16 protein-coding genes and 1 riboswitch are annotated in these 20,023 nt (G+C 69.5%); of the genes, 7 read left to right on the top strand and 9 right to left on the bottom strand.

Annotated elements, in window-relative coordinates:
* Position 1: 1 nt before the first annotated feature.
* From cydD to hisC, 4 genes are all read right to left on the bottom strand, one after another.
* On the bottom strand, positions 2–3,598 hold the full coding sequence (gene cydD, locus OG385_RS15670) for a thiol reductant ABC exporter subunit CydD (protein WP_266855279.1): 3,597 nt from the start codon (positions 3,596–3,598) through the stop codon (positions 2–4).
* 29 nt (positions 3,599–3,627) lie between these two features.
* Positions 3,628–4,629 carry a cytochrome d ubiquinol oxidase subunit II gene (cydB, locus tag OG385_RS15665; protein WP_266855278.1) on the bottom strand — a complete coding sequence of 334 codons (1,002 nt, stop codon included), beginning with the start codon at positions 4,627–4,629 and terminating at the stop codon, positions 3,628–3,630.
* A gap of 13 nt (positions 4,630–4,642) precedes the next feature.
* Positions 4,643–6,226, bottom strand: a complete 1,584-nt coding sequence (locus tag OG385_RS15660) for a cytochrome ubiquinol oxidase subunit I (protein ID WP_266855277.1) — start codon at positions 6,224–6,226, stop codon at positions 4,643–4,645.
* Between the two features lie 239 nt (positions 6,227–6,465).
* On the bottom strand, positions 6,466–7,545 hold the full coding sequence (gene hisC, locus OG385_RS15655) for a histidinol-phosphate transaminase (RefSeq protein WP_266855276.1): 1,080 nt from the start codon (positions 7,543–7,545) through the stop codon (positions 6,466–6,468).
* 335 nt (positions 7,546–7,880) lie between these two features.
* Here hisC and OG385_RS15650 point away from each other — a divergent pair, with 335 nt between their 5' ends.
* The 3 genes from OG385_RS15650 to OG385_RS15640 all read left to right on the top strand — a co-directional run bounded on the left by OG385_RS15650 (position 7,881) and on the right by OG385_RS15640 (position 11,233).
* The gene (locus tag OG385_RS15650; RefSeq protein ID WP_266855275.1) at positions 7,881–9,002 is read left to right on the top strand and encodes a LacI family DNA-binding transcriptional regulator; all 1,122 of its coding nucleotides are present in this window, start codon (positions 7,881–7,883) and stop codon (positions 9,000–9,002) included.
* Positions 9,003–9,173: 171 nt separating this feature from the next.
* Positions 9,174–10,253, top strand: coding sequence for a metallophosphoesterase (locus OG385_RS15645; protein WP_323183769.1), 1,080 nt, complete (start codon positions 9,174–9,176; stop codon positions 10,251–10,253).
* Positions 10,254–10,402: 149 nt separating this feature from the next.
* Positions 10,403–11,233 (top strand): hypothetical protein, encoded by an 831-nt coding sequence (locus OG385_RS15640; RefSeq protein WP_266855274.1) that lies wholly within the window; start codon positions 10,403–10,405, stop codon positions 11,231–11,233.
* A gap of 198 nt (positions 11,234–11,431) precedes the next feature.
* Here the strand turns inward: OG385_RS15640 and thiC are convergent, their stop codons facing one another.
* Positions 11,432–13,207, bottom strand: coding sequence for a phosphomethylpyrimidine synthase ThiC (gene thiC / locus OG385_RS15635; protein ID WP_266855273.1), 1,776 nt, complete (start codon positions 13,205–13,207; stop codon positions 11,432–11,434).
* Positions 13,200–13,326, bottom strand: a riboswitch (TPP riboswitch). Its footprint overlaps the gene before it by 8 nt.
* 70 nt (positions 13,327–13,396) lie before the next feature.
* Between thiC and OG385_RS15630 the strand changes: the two genes are divergently transcribed.
* Positions 13,397–14,785, top strand: a complete 1,389-nt coding sequence (locus OG385_RS15630; protein WP_266855272.1) for a YibE/F family protein — start codon at positions 13,397–13,399, stop codon at positions 14,783–14,785.
* 83 nt (positions 14,786–14,868) lie between these two features.
* Here OG385_RS15630 and OG385_RS15625 read toward each other — a convergent pair whose 3' ends face one another.
* The 4 genes from OG385_RS15625 to OG385_RS15610 all read right to left on the bottom strand — a co-directional run bounded on the left by OG385_RS15625 (position 14,869) and on the right by OG385_RS15610 (position 17,189).
* Positions 14,869–15,303: an SsgA family sporulation/cell division regulator gene (locus tag OG385_RS15625; protein WP_266855271.1), complete on the bottom strand. Its 435-nt coding sequence runs from the start codon at positions 15,301–15,303 to the stop codon at positions 14,869–14,871.
* 114 nt (positions 15,304–15,417) lie between these two features.
* On the bottom strand, positions 15,418–16,143 hold the full coding sequence (locus OG385_RS15620) for a helix-turn-helix domain-containing protein (protein WP_323183768.1): 726 nt from the start codon (positions 16,141–16,143) through the stop codon (positions 15,418–15,420).
* 353 nt (positions 16,144–16,496) lie between these two features.
* Positions 16,497–16,715 (bottom strand): DUF5326 family protein, encoded by a 219-nt coding sequence (locus tag OG385_RS15615; RefSeq protein ID WP_266855269.1) that lies wholly within the window; start codon positions 16,713–16,715, stop codon positions 16,497–16,499.
* A 156-nt stretch (positions 16,716–16,871) separates the two neighbouring features.
* Complete coding sequence (locus tag OG385_RS15610) at positions 16,872–17,189, bottom strand: cupin domain-containing protein (protein ID WP_266855268.1); 318 nt, start codon at positions 17,187–17,189, stop codon at positions 16,872–16,874.
* A gap of 51 nt (positions 17,190–17,240) precedes the next feature.
* Between OG385_RS15610 and OG385_RS15605 the strand changes: the two genes are divergently transcribed.
* From OG385_RS15605 to OG385_RS15595, 3 genes are all read left to right on the top strand, one after another.
* Complete coding sequence (locus OG385_RS15605; protein WP_266855267.1) at positions 17,241–17,618, top strand: phage holin family protein; 378 nt, start codon at positions 17,241–17,243, stop codon at positions 17,616–17,618.
* Between the two features lie 22 nt (positions 17,619–17,640).
* Positions 17,641–18,783: a cystathionine gamma-lyase gene (locus tag OG385_RS15600; RefSeq protein ID WP_266860893.1), complete on the top strand. Its 1,143-nt coding sequence runs from the start codon at positions 17,641–17,643 to the stop codon at positions 18,781–18,783.
* Between the two features lie 301 nt (positions 18,784–19,084).
* Positions 19,085–19,981 carry a LysR family transcriptional regulator gene (locus OG385_RS15595; protein WP_266855266.1) on the top strand — a complete coding sequence of 299 codons (897 nt, stop codon included), beginning with the start codon at positions 19,085–19,087 and terminating at the stop codon, positions 19,979–19,981.
* The last annotated feature ends 42 nt before the right edge of the window (positions 19,982–20,023 follow it).

The following is a 20,023-nucleotide window of genomic DNA, read 5'->3' as shown; positions in this document are numbered from 1 at the left end:
CCTATATGGCCTGGAAAGTCGGATTCCATTGGCTGCCGAGCAGATCGCCCGCCCGCTCACGCTCCAGCATCCGCCGCAACGGCCCCTCCAGCACTGCCAGCTCCGCGTAAGGTCCACGCTGCACGACCCGCCCACCGTCCAGCACAAGCACCTCGTCGACGGCGTCGAGCCCGCGGAGCCGGTGGGTGATGAGCAGGGTCGTACGCCCCTCGGTGGCGGTCAGCAGATCCGCGGTGAGCGCGTCGGCGGTCGCCAGGTCGAGGTGTTCCGCCGGCTCGTCCAGGACGAGGACGGGAAAGTCGGCGAGGAGTGCGCGGGCCAGTGCCAGCCGCTGGCGCTGCCCGCCGGAGAGCCTCGCACCGTGCTCCCCCACCGGAGTGTCGAGACCGTCGGGCAGCCCGTCCACCCAGTCCAGCAGCCGGGCCCCGGCGAGCGCCCCGCGCAGTTCGCCGTCCGAGGCACCGGAACGGGCCAGCCTGAGGTTCTCCCGCAGGGAACTGTCGAAGATGTGCGCGTCCTGGGCACACAGCCCGACGAGTCCGCGCACCGTGTCACCGTCCAGCGCGTCGGCAGCCGCTCCGCCGAGCGTGTAAGTCCCCGACTCCGGGTCCAGAAAGCGCAGCAGCACCTGGGCGAGCGTCGTCTTGCCGGACCCGGAGGGACCGACGACGGCAACCCGGCGCCCCGCTTCGAGCCTGAGGTCCACCCCGTCGAGCGCCTGCCCCCGCTGCCCCGCGTAACGCGCGGTCAGCCCCCGCACCTCCAGCGGGAACGGCGACCGGGGCTCCGCTACCGGGCGTACCGGCTCCTGTACGGGGACGGGCGCGTCCAGCACCTCGTACACCCGCTCGGCGCTCCTCCTGACCCGCTGCCGGTACTGCACGGCGAGCGGCAGTCCGGTGACCGCCTCGAAAGCCGCCAGCGGAGTCAGCACCACCACCGCGAGCTCCACGCCGGCGAGCCTGCCGTCGTGGACGGCCGGTACACCGACGAAAGCGGCGGCGGCGACGGTCAGCCCGCAGACGAGAGCGGTCAGCCCACCACCGAGCGCGGTGGCGGTGGCACCCCGTGAGGCGATCCGGGTCAGCGTCCGGTCCGCGTCCCTGGTGCTGTGCAGCCGCCCGCGCAGCGCACCGGCGACCGTCAGCTCGGCGGTCCCCATGAGGAGATCAACAACCCGGGTGGCCAGTGCCCCGCGTGCGGGGGCCAGTTGGCGCTCGGCCCGCCGGGCGCAGAGACCGCTCAGCGCGGGCACCCCGACCCCGGCGATCAGCAGTCCAGCCGCGAGCACCGCGCCGGCTGCGGGCAGCAGCCAGGCCGTGAACCCGACGGTGGCCGCTCCCACCACCACGGCGACCGCGGCCGGAAGCAGCCAGCGCAGCCAGTAGTCCTGCAGCGCGTCCACATCGGCGACCAGCCGCGACAGCAGGTCGCCGCGCCTGACCCTGCTCAGCCCGGCGGGCGCGATCCGCTCCAGCCTGCGGTAGACGGCCACGCGCAGATCGGCGAGCATCCGCAGCACCGCGTCGTGCGACACCAGCCGCTCGGCATAGCGGAAGACGGCCCGCCCGGTCCCGAAGGCCCGGGTCGCCGTGACAGCGACCATCAGATAGAGCACGGGCGGCTCCTGCGAAGCCCGTGAGATGAGCCAGCCCGATGTCGCCATGAGCCCGATGGCCGAGCCCAGCGCGAGGCTTCCCAGCAGCAGGGCCAGCAGCAGCCGCCCCCGCAGCGCACCAGCGGCCTCCCGCACCCGCGCCAGCGGGTTCCGCCGTCCGGGCCGGGCAGCCGAGACGGCGTCGGTCGCCACCGTCTCCCGGTCCGTCACCTGCTCCGTCCGCGGTACGGGCACGGCAGCGGCCTGCGGCACGGGAGCGTCACCACCGGCCGCCGGGGCAGCCTGCGATGTGCCGGGCGCCAGCGCGACCACACGGTCGGCCACAGCGAGCAGGGCCGGCCGGTGCACCACGAGCACCACGGTGCGGCCCAGCGCGAGACGCCGTACCGCGTCGACGATGCCGGCCTCCGTCTCGCCGTCCAGCGCCGCCGTCGGCTCGTCGAGCAGCAGCAGCGGCCGGTCGGCGAGGAACGCCCTGGCCAGCGCGAGTCGTTGCCGCTGTCCGGCCGAGAGCCCCGCACCGCCCTCACCGAGGACCGTGTCCGCCCCGTCCGGCAGTGCGGCGACGAAGTCGTACGCCCCGGCATCGCGCAGAGCTCCGTGCACCGCGGACGCATCGGCGTCGGGGCGCGCGAGCCGTACGTTCTCCGCGATCGTGCCCGCGAACAGATACGGCTGCTGCGGCACCCAGGCGATCTGCTCGCGCCACCGCTCGGGGGAGAGCGAGGCCAGATCGACAGCGGTGTCCCGGCCCGCTCCGGCCGCCCCTCCGGACGCCGTCGGGGCCGGTCCCACCGGCCCGACGAGAACCCGTCCCTCGTCGGGCGCCACGAAGCCCAGCAGGACATTGAGCAGCGTCGACTTCCCGACCCCGCTCGGTCCGGTGATCGCGACCGTCTCTCCGGCCCCGACGACCAGTGAAGCCGACTCCAGCGACGGTTCCGTACGGCCGGGATGGCGCACCGTCACCCGGTCCAGCTCCAGCCGGAGCGAGCCGGGGACCTCGCTGGTCCCTCCCGTCGGCAGCGGAGTCTCCAGCACCGCGAAGATCTCCTCGGCGGCCGAAAGCCCCTCGGCCGCCGCGTGGTACTGCGCCCCGACCTGCCGCAGCGGCAGATAGGCCTCGGGCACCAGCACCAGGATCACCAGGCCCGTGTACAGGTCCAGTTCTCCCTTGACGAGCCGGAGCCCGATACCGACGGCGACCAGCGCCACCGACAGGGTCGCCAGCAGCTCCAGCGCGAACGACGAGAGGAAGGCGATCCGCAGCGTCCGCAGCGTCGCCTTCCGGTACTCGTCCGTGATGGTCCTGATCGACTCGGCCTGCGCCTTGGCCCGACCGAACACCTTCAGCGTCGGCAGTCCGGCCACCACGTCGAGGAAGTGCCCCGACAGCCTGGAGAGCAGCCTCCACTGACGGTCCATGCGGGCCTGGGTGGCCCAGCCGATGAGCATCATGAAGACCGGGATCAGCGGCAGTGTCCCGACGATGATGGCCGCCGACACCCAGTCCTCGGTGACGACCCGAACCAGCACCGCCACCGGCACCACCACCGCGAGCCCCAACTGCGGGAGATAGCGCGAGAAGTAGTCGTCCAGAGCGTCGACGCCCCGGGTGGCGAGAGCGACCAGCGACCCGGTCCGCTGACCGGTCAGCCACTGCGGCCCCAGCTCAGCGGACCTCTCAAGCAGCCGCCGCCGCAGCTCGGACTTGACCGCGGCGCTGGCCCGGTGCGCGGCCAGCTCGGTCAGCCAGGCCACCAGCCCCCGGCCCAGTGCCACCGCCACAAGCAGCAGCAGCGAGGTTCGCAGCCCTGATCCGTCCAGGCCGTGCTGGAACGCCCCCACCACCACATCGGCGATCAGCATGGCCTGGGCCACGACCAGACCCGCGCCGGCCAGTCCGAGGACCACCACGGCGCCCAGGAAGAGACGAGTGGCACCGGCGTACCGGAGCAGACGCGGGTCGATCGGTTTCACGTGAAACACCCTCTCCTGGTGGGCATGGGCTAGTGAGCGTCGGCGATGTGCTGAGTGCCCAGCCGCTTGCGGAACACCCAGTACGTCCAGCCCTGGTAGAGCAGGACCAGCGGCGTCATGATGCCCGCCACCCAGGTCATGACCTTGAGCGTGTAATGGCCGGACGCCGAGTTGTCGATCGTCAGACTCCAGGCGGCGTTGAGCGAGGACGGCATCACATCCGGCGCCAGCGAGAGGAACAGTGCGGCCACCGTGGCCGCGATGGCCACCCCCGTGAAGGCGAAGGCCCAGCCCTCCCGGGTCCGGGCGTTCATCACGAACGCCGCGACGAGCGCGGCCAGCGCCACACAGAGCGCCGTCAGCGTGGACCCGTCGCCGCGGTCCGCCTGCAGCCAGATCAGGAAGGCCGCGGCGAGAGCCGCCGTGACGACAGCGGCCTTGGCCGCGAAGGCCCTGGCCCGCACGCGGATGTCGCCCACCGTCTTGAGCGCCGTGAAGACAGCCCCGTGCAGGGTGCACAGCGCGGTGAAGGCGAGCCCGCCGAGGACCCCGTAACCGTTCAGCAGGTCCCCGAACGAACCGGCGTAGTCCTGGTGGCTGTTGACCGGCACCCCGTGGACCATGTTGGCGAAGATCAGCCCCCAGAGGAACGGCAGCAGCAGAGAGGTGGTGAAGAGCACCCACTCCCAGTTGCGCTGCCAGCTCTCCTCGGCCCGCTTGTGGCGGTACTCGAAGGACAGCACCCGCACGATCAGCAGCACCAGGATCAGTACCAGCAGCAGATAGAAGCCGCTGAAGAAGGTGGCGTACCAGACCGGGAAGGCCGCGAACATCGCGCCTGCCGCGGTGATCAGCCACACCTCGTTCCCGTCCCAGACAGGACCGATGATGTTGATCAGCACCCGGCGCTCGCGCCGGTCCCTGGCCAGCAGCCGGGTGAGGATACCGACCCCGAAGTCGAAGCCTTCGAGGAAGAAGTACCCGGTCCACAGCACGGCGATCAGCAGAAACCAGAAGTCGTTGAGGCCCATGACGTCTCTCCTCTCAGTACGCGAAGGTCAGGGGTTTGTCGGCGTCATCGTCATCGTCTCGGCCTCCCGGCCCACCGGGCCCTGAGAAGGGGCCGCGCAGCCGCGGGTCCTTGGCGGGCGGCTGTTCGTCGGTGTCCGGACCCATCACCGCGTACTTCTTCATCAGCCGGACGTTGATCCAGCCGAGAATCGCGTAGAGCGTGACCAGGACGATCAGCGAGATCAGCATCTCCGTCTGGGAGACACCGGGGGAGACGGAGTCGGCGGTCTTGAAGAGACCGAAGACGGCCCAGGGCTGCCGGCCCATCTCGGTGAAGACCCAGCCGATGGAGTTGGCGATCAGCGGGAAGACCAGGGAGGCCATCCCCACGCGCCAGCCCCACTTCGTGAAGAAGGGGTTCAGCTCCCGGCCCGCCGTGAGCATCAGCTTGGGCGCCTCGTCGTCGCCGGTCCGGTGCTCCGGCAGCAGCCACTTCTTCTTCCGGGTCAGCCAGAGTCCGGCAGCCGCGGCCACCGACGCCGTGAGCCCGATCCCGATCATGAGCCGGAATCCCCAGAAGGTGACGAAGATGTTGGGTACGTAGTCGTCGGGGCTGCCGCCGTACTTGGCAGCCTCGGCCTTCGCGGTCTGGTGGATGCCGGGTACCGCGGTGTGGAAGTCGTCGTGGGCGAGGAAGGACAGTATCCCCGGGATCGACAGCTCGACGGAGTTGTGGCCCGCCGCCACATTGCCCACCGCGAAGACGGAGAACGGCGCCGGTGCCTGGGTCTCCCAGAGCGCCTCGGCCGCGGCCATCTTCATGGGCTGCTGCTCGAACATCACCTTGCCCAGCTGGTCACCGGAGAGCGCGGTGAGGATGCCGGCGGTCACCGTCATCACCAGGCCCATCCGCAGCGAGGTGCGCATCACGCGGGTGCGCTTGGTGTCGGTGCTGGTACCCGCGGCCCTGGCCCGCCTGATCTTCCACAGGTGGTAGCTGGCGATGCCGACGACGAAGGCGCCGCCGGTGAGGAACGCCGAGGTCATGGTGTGGGTGAAGACCACCAGTGCGGTCTTCTGGGTGAGCACGCCCCAGATGTCGTTGAGGTGCGCGACACCGGTGGCCCGGTCGATGGAGTACCCGACCGGGTGCTGCATCCAGGAGTTGGCCGCCAGGATGAAGTACGCCGAGAGGGTCGTCCCGATCGCCACCATCCAGATACAGGCACAGTGGATCTTCTTGGGCAGCTTGTCCCAGCCGAAGATCCACAGCCCGATGAAGGTCGATTCGAAGAAGAAGGCGATCAGCGCCTCCATCGCGAGCGGCGCCCCGAAGACGTCACCGACGAACTTCGAGTAGTCCGACCAGTTCATCCCGAACTGGAACTCCTGGACGAGGCCGGTGGCGACCCCGATAGCCAGGTTGATCAGCAGGAGCTTCCCCCAGAACTTCGAGGCGTGGAAGTACTTCTCCGCGCCCTTCCGCACCCAGGCGGTCTCGAAGCCCGCGGTGATCGCCGCCAGGGAGATCGTGAGGGGGACGAACAGGTAGTGGTAGACGGTGGTCAGCCCGAACTGCCAACGCGCCAGGGTATCCGGCGACAGAGCTAGTTCCACGTCGTCACTCTCCTTACGTGGCCGGGGTCACAGCGGGTTTCCGTCCCTTTGATCCCACACAGCCCGGAAGAAAAAGGACGCGCTTGTGAAAGCGTTCACATTCACAAGCAATACTACGAAAGCACTCCGGGCATGACGAAGGCGGGGTGCCCCAATGACACCCCGCCCTGTTCGAACCCAGCCCGGAAGGGGGTTACAGCCCCTTCCGCTACAGCTCTCTGCCGCTGCGACTCCTGCCGCTACAGCTCCTTGCGGTAGGCCGCCGCCGCCTGGAGGAAGAGGTCGTTGCCCTCGGTCTCGCCGATGGTGACCCGTACGCCCTCGCCGGCGAAGGGACGCACCACCACCCCCGCCTTCTCACAGGCTGCGGCGAAGTCGACGGTGCGGTCGCCCAGCCGGAGCCATACGAAGTTGGCCTGCGTCTCCGGCACCGTCCAGCCCTGGCCGACCAGACCCTCGTACACGCGCGTCCGCTCGGCGACCAGGGATCCCACCCGGCCCAGCAGTTCGTCCTCGGCCTGCAGGGACGCGACCGCCGCGTCCTGCGCCAGCTGGCTCACCCCGAACGGCACCGCGGTCTTGCGCAGCGCGGCCGCGACCGGCTCGTGGGCGATGGCGAAGCCGACCCGCAGCCCGGCCAGCCCGTACGCCTTGGAGAAGGTCCGCAGCACCGCCACATTGGGCCGGTCCCGGTACAGCTCGATGCCGTCGGGCACATCGGTGTCCCGGTTGAACTCCCGGTACGCCTCGTCCAGAACCACCAGGATGTCGGAGGGCACCCGGTCGAGGAAGCGCTCCAGCGCGGCCCTGCGGACCACGGTCCCGGTCGGGTTGTTGGGGTTGCAGACAAAGATCATCCGGGTCCGCTCGGTGATCGCGTCCGCCATCGCGTCCAGGTCGTGCACATCGCCGGAGTCCAGCGGCACCTGCACCGCGGTCGCCCCGCTGATCCGCGTGACGATCGGGTACGCCTCGAACGACCGCCAGGCGTAGATCACCTCGTCGCCGGGGCCCGAGGTGATCTGGAGCAGCGACTGGGCGACGCCGACCGATCCGGTGCCGGCCGCCAGATGCGAGACCGGCACCCCGAAGCGCTCGGCCAGTTCGTGCATCAGGACGGTGCAGGCCAGGTCCGGGTACCGGTTGAAGCTTCCGGCCGCGGCGACTGCGGTCTCCATCACACCCGGCAGCGGCGGATACGGGTTCTCGTTGGAGGACAGCTTGTAGGCGACCGGGCCGCCCGCGGCGGCCGGCCTGCCCGGAACATACGCGGGAATGCCGTCCAGCGCGGCGCGCAGCTTGGGGCTCTTCTGGCTCACAGCGGGTCCTCCTCGACTCGGATGAACCCACCCTATGAGGAGCGCCGCCCCCTGCGAATGCCGGGCGCCGATGGGGGGCGTACTGCCGGACCTGGCGCGCGCCCATGGCTTGCGCCGTGGCGCGCGTCCCCCGAAGAGGTGAGTTGAGACCTCATCGCAACATCAGCCATGGGCCAGGTACACACCCGCCGACACCCGAGACTCTTTTGACACGACCCCCAAATCCCCTGTATTCAAAGGTGATTGATGCTAAATGATCATGCAGAAACGTGCCTGTCAACGCATGCATATGCGCTCAGCCCAACCGCCCCTCATCGCCCTACTATCGGCTCGCCATGACAGCAGCAGGGAAGCACCAGGTGAGCCGGGCGGAGACTCCCCGCAGGGCCAACCGGCAAGGACGAGCGGGCATCCGGGACGTGGCCGCCGCAGCCGGTGTCTCCATCACGACCGTCTCCGACGCGCTCAACGGCAAGGGCAGGCTCCCGGACGCCACCCGCCGCCATGTCCGCGAGGTCGCCGACCGGCTGGGCTACCGCCCTTCCGCCGCGGCCCGAACCCTCCGTACCGGAAAGTCCGGCCTCATCGGCCTGACCGTCACCACGTACGGGGATGAACCTTTCACCTTCACCGAATTCGCGTACTTCGCCGAGATGGCCAGAGCCGCCACCTCCGCCGCGCTCGCACGCGGCTATGCACTCGTCATCCTCCCCGCGACCTCGCGCCACAGCGCGGTCGACGTCTGGTCGAACGTCGCCCTCGACGGCACCGTCGTCATCGACCCCTCCGACCACGATCCGGTCGTCACCGAACTCGTACGCCAGGGTCTCCCCGTCGTCTCCGACGGCCGCCCGGCGGGCACCCTGCCCGTCACGGCCTGGGTCGACAACGACCACGAGGCAGCGGTCCTCGATCTGCTCGACCATCTCGCCGCGGCCGGGGCCCGCCGTATCGGGCTGCTCACCGGCACCACGACCGACACGTACACCCGGCTCTCCACCACCGCGTATCTGCGCTGGTGCGAGCGGGTCGGGCAGGATCCGGTGTACGAGTCCTACCCCGCCCACGACCCGTGTGCGGGAGCCGTCGCCGCGGACCGCCTGCTCGCCCGCCCCGACCGCCCGGACGCCGTCTACGGGCTCTTCGACCCCAACGGCACCGATCTGCTCGCGGCAGCACGGCGGTACGGACTGCGCGTCCCGGAGGACCTGCTGCTGGTCTGCTGCAGCGAATCCACCGTGTACGCGAGCACCGAGCCGCCCATCACGACCCTCTCGCTCAAGCCACGCCGGATCGGTACGGCGGTCATCCAGTTACTCATCGATGCCATCGAAGGCATCAATGAGGACCACCCGGTCGAGCAGGTGATACCGACCGAACTCATCGTCCGGACCTCCTCGCAGCGCCGCCCGCCGCGCACCACGGTCAGCGCACCCCGCTCTCCGGCGCCGGACTGACCGCCTCAATAGGTGCGAAAAGGGCGGCGGGGCGGCAGACCATCCGGATTCAGCACCCCTGGTGCGTCACAGAGTGCTAGTCGCATTCCTATGATGGGCGCACGACACCGCGGACCCCCCGACCAGGCAGGTCCGACCGGTGCACGGCGCGCGACGGTGGTGGAGGGGTCGATGACTCAGGGGGCCGGTCTGGAACCCGCGATGCGGACGGCGACAGTGCGGGACTTCCGCGTACCGCCCCTGCCCGCGTCCGAGCACGCCCGCGATGCCGGGAAGACGCCGCGGTACGCCGCCGGTGAGGAGCCGGACGGGTATACGGCAACCCAGCGGGACCTGCCCGTGATCAGCCGCGGCGGCCCCGGTGACACGGTCGTCGTACCGATCGTGCCCGAACCCCAGCCCCTCCCCGCCCCTTCCGAGGGCGAGGGAGGGCTCGGGCCGCTCTATGTCGTCGGCGACGTCCACGGGTACCTCGACGAACTCCTGGCCGCCCTGTGCGCCCAGGGGCTCATCGACACCGAGGGCAACTGGGCCGCCGGCAACGCCCGCCTCTGGTTCCTCGGCGACTTCACCGACCGCGGGCCCGACGGCATCGGTGTCATCGACCTGGTGATGCGGCTGTCCGCCGAGGCCGCGGCCGCCGGCGGCTACTGCAAGGCCCTCATGGGCAACCACGAACTGCTGCTCATCGGCGCCAAGCGCTTCGGGGACACCCCGGTCAACTCCGGTGCGGGTACCGCGACCTTCCAGGCCGCGTGGCTGCTCAACGGCGGCCAGAAGGCCGACATGGACCGGCTGCAGGACGTCCACCTCCAGTGGATGTCGCGGCTCGACGCCATGGAGCTGGAGGACGACCACCTCCTGGTGCACTCCGACACGACCGCCTATCTCGACTACGGCGATTCGCTCGAAGCGGTCAATGACACCGTCCGCGAGACGCTCACCCGCAACGACGCCGACGAATGCTGGGACCTCTTCCGCAAGTTCACCAAGCGCTTCGCGTTCCGCGACGAGTCGGGACCGCAGGCCGTGCAGGAGCTCCTCGAAGTCTTCGGCGGCCACCGGATCGTCCACGGCCACAGCCCCATCCCGTACCTGCTGGGCGAGGTCGGGGGCGAGGACGGCGATGACGGTCCGCGCACCGTCATCGAGGGCCCGCACGTGTACGCGGACGGGCTCGCCGTCGCCATGGACGGCGGCGTGACCATGGCCGGAAAGCTGCTCGTGGTGCAGCTGCCGCTGCCGAACTGAACAGCGCACCTGAAGGCGATTTCCGGAAACCCTCTGTTACCCCGTGCCATAACAGCTCTACCATCGGGTTATCCGTAGCAGGCTCTCCTCCGTTTACGCCCGACTGCCCGTCAGAAGGCGGGCGGCACGGCCCGACGGAGCATCGGGGGATGCACATGAACAGCGCTTCGCACCTGCTGACAGAGGACCGTCCGGAGTTCGAGCGGCTCCTCGACGACGCACTGCGCACCGCGCCCGACCGACCGGATCTGGCCGAGCTGGGGCAGCGGCTCAACAGCGAGCAGCTGCGCACCATGGTGCTCGATGCCGACAGCCTGGTCACCTCGGCCGCGGCAGCCGAGTACGACCACTTCGTGAAGGTGCGCGCCGAACTGCGCGCGCCCGCCGCGGATTCGGTGCGCGCCTCCGTCCTCGCGCCCGTCAGAGGCGGCCCCAACGCGGGCGCGGGGCTCGCCGCCGTACTGGCCGTACTGGCCCCGGTGCTCGCGGGCACCGCCGCCGTGATTTTCCTGCTGGTGGGCTACCTGCTCAAGGCGCTCAATCCCGCGCCCGCCTTCGGCAACACCATGGTCACCGCGGGCTGGTTCTTCGCGGCCCTCACCGCCGCGGCCATCCTGGTCGCAGCGATCGGGCTCCTCCTGACGGCGCTGCGCAACGGCTCGACCGAGGTGCACCCCGAGCCGGAGGAGGGGGACGACGAGCTCTCCGAAGAGGTCGCCCGCGCCCGGGACGCCTGGCGCCACGCCCTGCTGGAACGGGGCATCGTCCCGTTCCTGAGCGCCGCGCTGGCCGACCCGAGCGTGGACCCGGCGGCACCCGCCCCGTACCGGCCGGCGGGGCGCATACCCAACCTCGGGTACAGCCGCCCCGACTTCGCCAGTCCGGACGCGGGCGAGACGGCAGCCCATGACCGCCCCAGTTTCACCAGCCCGGACTTCACGAGCCCGGACTTCGGCGGCCCCGACCATCAGCCGGAGTGACAGCACCCGTTGGGACAGCACCCGTTGGGCCAGCATCCTTTGGGACAGCACCCGTTGGGACAGCGGCCATTGGGACAGCGGCCGCAGTGACAGCCGCAGTGGCACCGGCCGTAGTGGCACCACCCTGGTGACACCGGCCGGGCCGCTGTGGGACCGGCCGGTGTGACACAGGAGCGGACCCGGTATGGAGGGGCGTGGTCAGTCGGCGATCGGCAGGTACACCCGGTTGCCGCTCGCCGCGAACTCCTTCGACTTCTCCGCCATGCCCGACTCGATCTCCTCCTGGCTTCCGCCGTGTTCGCGGCGGATGTCCTGGGAGATCTTCATCGAGCAGAACTTCGGCCCGCACATGGAACAGAAATGCGCGGTCTTGGCCGGCTCGGCCGGCAGCGTCTCGTCATGGAACTCCCTTGCCGTGTCGGGGTCGAGAGCCAGATTGAACTGGTCCTCCCAGCGGAACTCGAAGCGCGCGTCCGAGAGCGCGTCGTCCCACTTCTGCGCGTCCGGGTGCCCCTTGGCGAGATCCGCCGCATGGGCCGCGATCTTGTACGTGATCACGCCGGTCTTCACGTCGTCCCTGTTGGGCAGCCCCAGGTGCTCCTTGGGCGTGACGTAGCAGAGCATGGCCGTGCCCCACCAGGCGATCATCGCCGCCCCGATGCCGGAGGTGATGTGGTCATACGCCGGGGCCACGTCCGTGGTGAGCGGGCCGAGCGTATAGAAGGGGGCCTCCTCGCAGATCTCCTGCTGGAGGTCGATGTTCTCCTTGATCTTGTGCATCGGGACGTGACCGGGACCTTCGATCATCGTCTGTACACCATGACGTTTGGCGATCGTGTTGAGTTCCCCGAGGGTGCGCAACTCCGCGAACTGCGCCTCGTCGTTGGCGTCCGCGATCGAACCCGGCCGCAGCCCGTCGCCCAGCGAGTAGGTGACGTCGTAGGAAGCGAGGATGTCCGAGAGCTCCTCGAAGTTCTCGTACAGGAACGACTCCTTGTGGTGCGCCAGGCACCAGGCGGCCATGATCGAGCCGCCGCGCGAGACGATGCCGGTCTTACGGCGTGCGGTGAGCGGCACGTACCGCAGGAGCACCCCGGCGTGCACCGTCATGTAGTCGACGCCCTGTTCGGCCTGCTCGATGACCGTGTCCTTGTAGATCTCCCAGGTCAGCTCCTCGGCCTGGCCGTCGACCTTCTCCAGGGCCTGGTAGAGCGGGACCGTGCCGATCGGGACCGGGGAGTTGCGCAGCACCCACTCGCGGGTGGTGTGGATATTGCGCCCGGTGGACAGGTCCATGACCGTGTCCGCGCCCCACTTGGTGGCCCAGGTCATCTTGTCCACCTCCTCCTCGATGGAGGAAGTGACCGCGGAGTTACCGATGTTGGCGTTGACCTTCACCAGGAACCGCTTACCGATGATCATCGGCTCGATCTCCGGGTGGTTCACGTTGGCCGGCAGGACCGCCCGGCCCGCGGCGATCTCCTCCCGTACGACCTCGGGGGAGACGTTCTCCCGGATCGCGACGTACTCCATCTCCGGGGTGATCTCCCCGCGCAGGGCGTACGCGAGCTGGCTCACCGCGCGCCCCTCACGCCCCCTTCTGGGCTGGCGGGGACGGCCGGGGAAGACCGCGTCGAGGTTACGGAGTCCTCCGCGCGGCGATGTGTGCTTGATCCCGTCGTCCTCGGGACGGGCCGGGCGGCCCGCGTACTCCTCGGTGTCGCCGCGACCGATGATCCAGTTCTCCCGGAGCGGGGCGAGCCCGCGCCGTACATCGGTCTCGACGGTGGGATCGGTGTACGGGCCTGACGTGTCGTACAGCGTCACGTCCTGCCCATTGGTGAGGTGCACCTGCCTGACGGGCACCCTGAGATCCGCGCGCGAGCCCTCCGGGCCCGCGACATATCCCTTGTGCCAGCCCGGCTTGCGCTCGTCCTGGTCGGTGGCAGGCGTGCGTGCATCCACTGTGGTCATGAGACCTACTCCCTACGCCGGCATTACCCGGTAACAGGTTCGGCGGTCGGCGCAGCTCACAGCAGTCTGCTGGTCAGCGCCCTCTCAGCCCGGTGCTCCGAGCTCCCGCGTGTGCAAAGGTGCCCCCACGCTAACGCCATCAGCCGCACACTGAACAGAGGGCCTCCCCTTTCTTGCGATGATCCGCTGGTGACCCCACACCCCGAACCGCCTCCCGGCGGGCACGGCCACTCGCACAGCCACGGCCCTGCGGCGCCCGTGTCCAAGCATCTGCGCAAGGTCATCGCGGCGGTGCTGATTCCCTTCGCGGCGGCGGTTGTTGTCGGTCTCGCGGTCTTCTGGCCGGGCGGTGCGCCGCACCATGCCCGCAGCGGTGTCGGGTTCGACCGGCAGACGCAGCAGGGCGACGTGGTGGACATCACTTCGGTCAACTGCAAGGACCTGCACGCGAGTCAGTCGTCGGCGGCCGACGGGGGCGGGAGCGCGAGCGGGGGCGACGGCGGAGGCGCCGACGCGGCGGAACAGCAGGCCGGCGCCGGTGCGGCCCCGCAGGGCACCCAGTGCAAGAAGGCCAGGATCGAGGTGACGAGCGGCAAGGACAAGGGACGTACCTTCACCGAGATCGTTCAGCCGGACTCCCCGCGCCAGTTGCACCAGGGGCAGGGCGTGATCGTGGCGTACGCCCCCGACGCGCCCCGCGACCTGCAGTACTCGGTGTCCGACGTGGACCGGAAGTTCCCGCTGGCGCTGCTCGCCGGGATCTTCGCGCTGGTGGTGGTCGCCGTGGGCCGGCTGCGCGGGCTGATGGCGCTGGTCGCGCTGGCCGTCAGCTTCGCCGTGCTGTCGCTGTTCATCCTGCCCGCGATCCTGCATGGGTCGAATCCGCTGGTCGTGGCGGTGATCGGGGCGAGCGCCATCATGCTGATCGCGCTCTACACCTGCCACGGTCCGACGGCCCGGACCTCGGTCGCCGTCATCGGCACGCTGATCTCGCTGATGCTGATCGGGCTGCTCGGTTCGCTCTTCATCGGCTGGGCCGGCCTGACGGGCAACACCGACGACAGCACCGGACTGATCCACGGCCTCTACCCGCACATCGACATGAGCGGGCTGCTGCTGGCGAGCGTCATCATCGGATCGCTCGGAGTGCTGGACGACGTGACGGTCACACAGACCTCAGCCGTCTGGGAACTGCACCAGGCCGACCCCACGATGGGGGCCCGCGGGCTCTACCGGGCGGGCATCCGGATCGGCCGCGACCACATCGCGTCCGTCGTCAACACGCTCGTCCTGGCCTACGCGGGTGCGGCGCTGCCCCTGCTGCTGCTCTTCTCCATCGCGCAGAGCAGTGTGGGGACGGTGGCCAACTCCGAACTGGTCGCGGAGGAGATCGTACGAACCCTGGTGGGCTCGATCGGCCTGGTCGCCTCGGTGCCGGTGACCACGGCGCTCGCCGCGCTCGTGGTCTCGGCCGACCGCCCGGGCCAGGGGACCGGCGGTGCGGGCCGTGGGACGGGCTGGGCGCTCCCCGGAAGGGGCATCGCGCGGGGTGGTGGGGGCCGCCGTCGCAAGCACTGAGCCGTCGGGCTCGGCGCTCGGCGCTCGCTCAGGCCGAAGCTCCCAGGCCCAGTTCTCAGCCCTCACCCCTCAGCCCTCACCCCTCAGCCCGCGTTCTCCTCCGCGAGAATCCGGCCGAGTGCTGCCTCCAGATGTCCGTCGAAGTCGCCCAGGCTGCGCTCCTCGCCGAGGGGCACGATCTTGTCGGTGCGGTCCAGGAAGGCGATCAGCGGGGCGCTGCCCGCGCGGAACAGCGCGCGGTCGGCCCCGACCTGGAGGCGCAGATGGACGTCGGACAGCCCTGCCGGATCGCTGGGAGCGATGTGCACGTCGCCGTCCCCCGTGGGGGCGTTGATCCCGTCGAGAAGCAGCTCACGACCGAACGTCCAGGTCACCGGCGCATCCCCGGGAAGGTGGAAGGTCATCCGGACCGCGTACGGATCGCTCACCTCGTAGCACAGCTCCACCGGGATACGGAAAGAGAGCTCCTCGGAGACGAGGAAGCTCATCATGACCTCTGCCTGGACCGATTCGCTCATGTCCCTACCCCGCAGTAGACGCCGTGTTGGTTCACCGGATGGCCGGGAATGTACCTCCAGGCCCTCTTGACGTAATCGTGCTGTAAGCGCAAACAGATCACAAGGAGTGATATTTCAGATACTGATAGAGAACGCAAGCGAATCGAGCAAAGCCCCAGCCTCGGACCGTAACGTTTTAGCAGCGGAGAGCAACCGTACTTGCTGGTGCACGGGGCCTGAAACAGCCATCGCGGCAACACCTGAACCGACCGTGATCGGGATGGCCGCGCAGACGGTTCCGAGTGCGTACTCCTGCCGCTCGACAACCGGTTGTATCCGTTCCGTCGCAGCCAGTCTCCGCAGCAGGACGCACCGGTCACGCACCGAATAGCGGGTCAGCGGACGCACCGGATGGCGGTCCAGATGATCTCTGCGAGAGGCTTCGTCGAGCTGGCTCAGCAGGCACTGTCCGAGGGCGTGTGCATGACCGGTTTCCCGGAAGTCCGCCCACTCCTCGACGGCGGGCGCGGCGGGAGTGTCGGCGACCGCGACGAGCTCGATCTCACCCTCGCGGTAGGCCGCAAAATAAATCGGTACCCCGAGCGCGTCCCGCCAGGAGTTGAGCGATTCGACCAGCGCCGCGCGCCGGTTCCGCACGGCGCACCGGTCGGCCAGCCGCTCGGCGGCGGCTCCGGGCACGAATACGCCGTTCTCCCGGCGCACATAGCCGTCGTGGGCCAGGGTGCGCAGCAGGTGGTAGGCGGTCGGGAGGGGGAGTCCCGCCTCCCTGGCGAGCTGTTTCGCGGGCGCTCCGCCGCTGTGGGAGCTGACCGCCTCCAGCAGTCTGAGCGCGCGCTGCACCGAGCCGATCAGTGTCGGCGCAGCGGTGTGAGGTGCAGCGGTGTGAGGTGCTGTGGCCAAAGGGTCACCCCCAGGATGCCGACGGCGGATCGCGTGCCCGCGAGGCTTCCCCCGTGGGTCCCGCCGCGCACAATCCGCTGGTCAGCGCCTTCTTCAGGCCAGCTTCCCGAGGAGGCGGCAGGGATTTCTCACTGTAGCCACAGCCTCCGTCCGGGCGTGGGGATTCGCTGCCCCCGTCCCTCAGCCGGGCTAACGACCGTACGGGTACACCAGCCCGGGTCCTCCGTCGTTCCCATCCGTCGCGCCGGCCAGTCGCGCTGTTCCAACCCCTCGCGCCGGCCAGTCGCGCCGTTCTACCAGTCGTTCCGCGAGGACGACGAAGAGGTGAACTTCCGTACGACGTAGATCAGTCCGGCGACGAGCGCCACCAGGAGCAGGGCCTTGAAGAGCAGCCCGATCACAAAGCCGATGACGGTCGCGATGAGACCGCCGAACACGATCAGCACGAGGACGGGCACCGCTACCCACTTCACCCACCACGGCATTCCCGCGAAAATCTCTCGGACCGCCATCGTCCTACCTCTTCCTGGATCTTCCTGGACCACACCGGCCACTCCGGGTGCTCTGCTTTCGATGCTAAAGGCGCCCGGGGGTTCGGCGGAGGCCACGCAGCCCTTGGAATCCCCTGATCCGCCCCCTACGGGACAGCAGCATCCGGGTCCGCCGGATCAGCTCTCGGGCGGCGAGAAGACCACCAGAACCCGCAGGTCCTCGGAGATGTGGTGGAACTTGTGCGTCACCCCGGCCGGTACGTACACCACCCCGCCCCGCGCCACCTCGGTCGTCTCCGTACCGACCGTGATCGAAGCCCGGCCGCTCACCACGAAGTACACCTCGTCCTGGCCGTGCGGCTGCTGGCGGTCGGTCGCTCCCGCGTCCAGCGCGTAGAGCCCGACCGACATGTTCCGTTCGCGCAGGAACTGCAGATACGCACCGTCGTTGGCAGCACGCTCCGCCTCCAGTTCATCCAGCCGGAATGCTTTCATCGCTTGTCAGCCCCTGCACTCGTACCGATCGTGTCTGCCACGATCAGACACATGAAGAATTTCGTAGTCAAGACAGTTGCCAACGCAGCAGCACTCTTCGTAGCCATCTGGCTCCTTCAGGACATCACGCTCAGCGGCGACTCCACCGGCCGCAAAGTTCTCACCCTGATCATCGTGGCCGTGGTCTTCGGTCTGGTGAACTTCGTCGTCAAGCCGATCGTGAAGCTGATCGCCTTTCCCCTGTTCATCCTCACACTGGGGCTGATCACTCTGGTGATCAACGCCCTGATGCTGCTGCTGACTTCCTGGCTGTCCGGGAAGCTCGACCTCTCCTTCCATGTCCACGGCTTCTGGACCGCTGTACTCGGCGGCCTGATCATTTCGGTCGTCTCGTGGGCGATGAACGTCGTTCTGCCCGACGAGGACTGAGGCCCGGATGAGCACCCATGCCATGAACACACCCGCCACCGGCCCCGGAGACGGAACACGAGCGGTACGGGCCGGGCTGCCCGCACCGGTGAAGTACGAACCCACCCTGCCGGGGCCGGTCTTCGCCGCCCACTACCACCTGCCGGGCGAGCCCACCGGGCCCTACACCTACGGTCGCGACACCAACCCGACCTGGACGCACCTCGAAGCGGCCATCAGCGAACTGGAGTCACCTGACGAGCCGGCCGAGACGGTCACCTTCGCCTCCGGTATGGCGGCCGTATCGGCGGTCCTGCTCTCCCAGGCGCGCGCGGGCGACACGGTGGTGCTCCCCGACGACGGATACCAGGCGCTGCCACTCGTACGGGAGCAGCTGGAGGCGTACGGCGTCGAGGTGCGGACCGCGCCGACCGGTGGCGACGCACAGCTGGACGCCCTGACCGGTGCCCGGCTGCTGTGGATCGAGACCCCGTCCAATCCCGGTCTGGACGTCTGCGACGTACGGCGGCTCGCGGCGGCCGCACACGCCGGCGGGACGCTGGTAGCGGTCGACAACACCCTCGCGACCCCGCTCGGACAGCGGCCCCTCGACCTCGGCGCGGACTTCTCCGTGGCGAGCGGCACCAAGGGGCTGACCGGGCACGGCGACATCCTGCTCGGCTATGTCACCTGCCGTGACGCGGAGCTCGCCGCGCGAGTACGGAAGTGGCGCAAGGTGGTCGGCGCGATCCCCGGGCCGATGGAGGCCTGGCTCGCGCACCGCTCGCTCGCCACGATCCAGCTGCGTGCCGACCGGCAGTCCGCGAACGCCCTGGCGCTCGCGGAGGCGCTGGCCGGACGCGCGGAGGTCGCGGGCCTGCGCCATCCCGGGCTGCCGTCGGACCCCTCGCACGCCACGGCGGCCGGCCAGATGCGCCGCTTCGGCTGCGTTGTCTCGTTCGTACTGCCGGACCGCGACCACGCGGAACGCTTTCTCGACGCACTGGAGCTGGCCGACGACGCGACCAGTTTCGGCAGCGTCCGCTCCACCGCCGAGCGGCGCGGTCGGTGGGGCGGCGACGCCGTGCCGGAGGGGTTCATCCGCTTCTCCGCAGGCGTCGAGGACACCCGTGATCTGGTGGCGGACGTCCTGCGGGCCCTGGACGAGGCTGCGCGGCAGGGGTAGCGGTCGGCAGCGGCAGCGCGTTCGGCGCCGACAGCGGGCGGCACCGGCAGCAGGCAGCACCAGCAACGGTACGTGGACCGCGCGGGCTTTCCCGTGACTGCGCTGCGGACGGTCCGAGCCTCCCCCCTCATGGCTCGGACCGTCGCGGTCCCCCGGTCAACGCGCGAAGAACCGCCTGTACAAGGCTAGTTGACTCTGCGTCAGTGTCCAATCACAGTAGCGGCAGCGACCTATCGACTTATTTATAGTTCTGCCGGGGGCCGGGACACTTCAGCCGCAGTCAGAACGGGACGGTACGGACATGGATCTGGCCCTGCTCCGCACCTTCGTCACCGTGCACCGGGCCGGGTCCTTCACCCGCGCCGCCGCACTCCTCGGGCTCTCCCAGCCCGCAGTGACCAGCCAGATACGCACGCTGGAACGGCAGTTGGGGCGGCCGCTGTTCCTGCGCCGGGCCCGTGGTGTCACCCCGACCACCATCGGGGACGAACTCGCCCACCGCGCGGCACCGCATCTGGACGCCCTCATGGAGATCGCCGAGACGGGCATCGACGAGGAGAGCGGCAGCCGGACCCTGCATCTGGCCGGTCCGCCGGAGTTCACCGCGATGCGCGCTCTGCCCGCGCTCACCTCGCTGATTCCGCAGGGCGTCGCGCTGCGAGCCTCGTTCGGCAACACCGAGGAGACCTTGGACGGGCTCGGCGCCGGACACCACGACCTCGCCATCACCACGGCACGGCCACGCGGTGAACTCCTGACCGCGACGACGCTCTGCGACGAGGAACACGTCCTGGTCGCCTCTCCCCGCTGGGCTGCCCGGATCGGCCCCGGGACACTGCGGCGCCAGGGACCCTCCGTACTGAAGGACCTGCCCGTGGTGGAGGTCCATGAGTCGCTGCCGTTCGTCTCCCGCTACTGGAGCACCGTCTTCGACGCACGCCCCGTCGAGACCGGCGCGGTCGTCGCGCCCGATCTGCGGGCCGTCCAGCAGGCGGTGGTGGCGGGCGCCGGGCTCGCCGTACTGCCGCGCTATCTCTGCCAGGACGCCCTGGAGCGGGGTGAGGTGGTGGCGCTGCTGGATCCGCCGGTACCGCCGCTGCGCACCTATTTCCTCGCCGTACGCACCGGCACTCTGGCGCTCCCGCACATCGCGCGGGCCCAGGAGTGGCTGCTGCGGGCGGCCTCCGACTGGTCCTGAGGGGGAGTTCCGGGGCAGGTGATGCGTTTCGGAACCGGTTTC

Source organism: Streptomyces sp. NBC_01306 (assembly GCF_026340465.1).
In the GTDB taxonomy this organism is placed as follows: Bacteria; Actinomycetota; Actinomycetes; order Streptomycetales; family Streptomycetaceae; genus Streptomyces.
The sequence above is the reverse complement of the archived record's forward strand: the minus strand, read 5'-3'. Positions and strand labels throughout refer to the sequence as shown.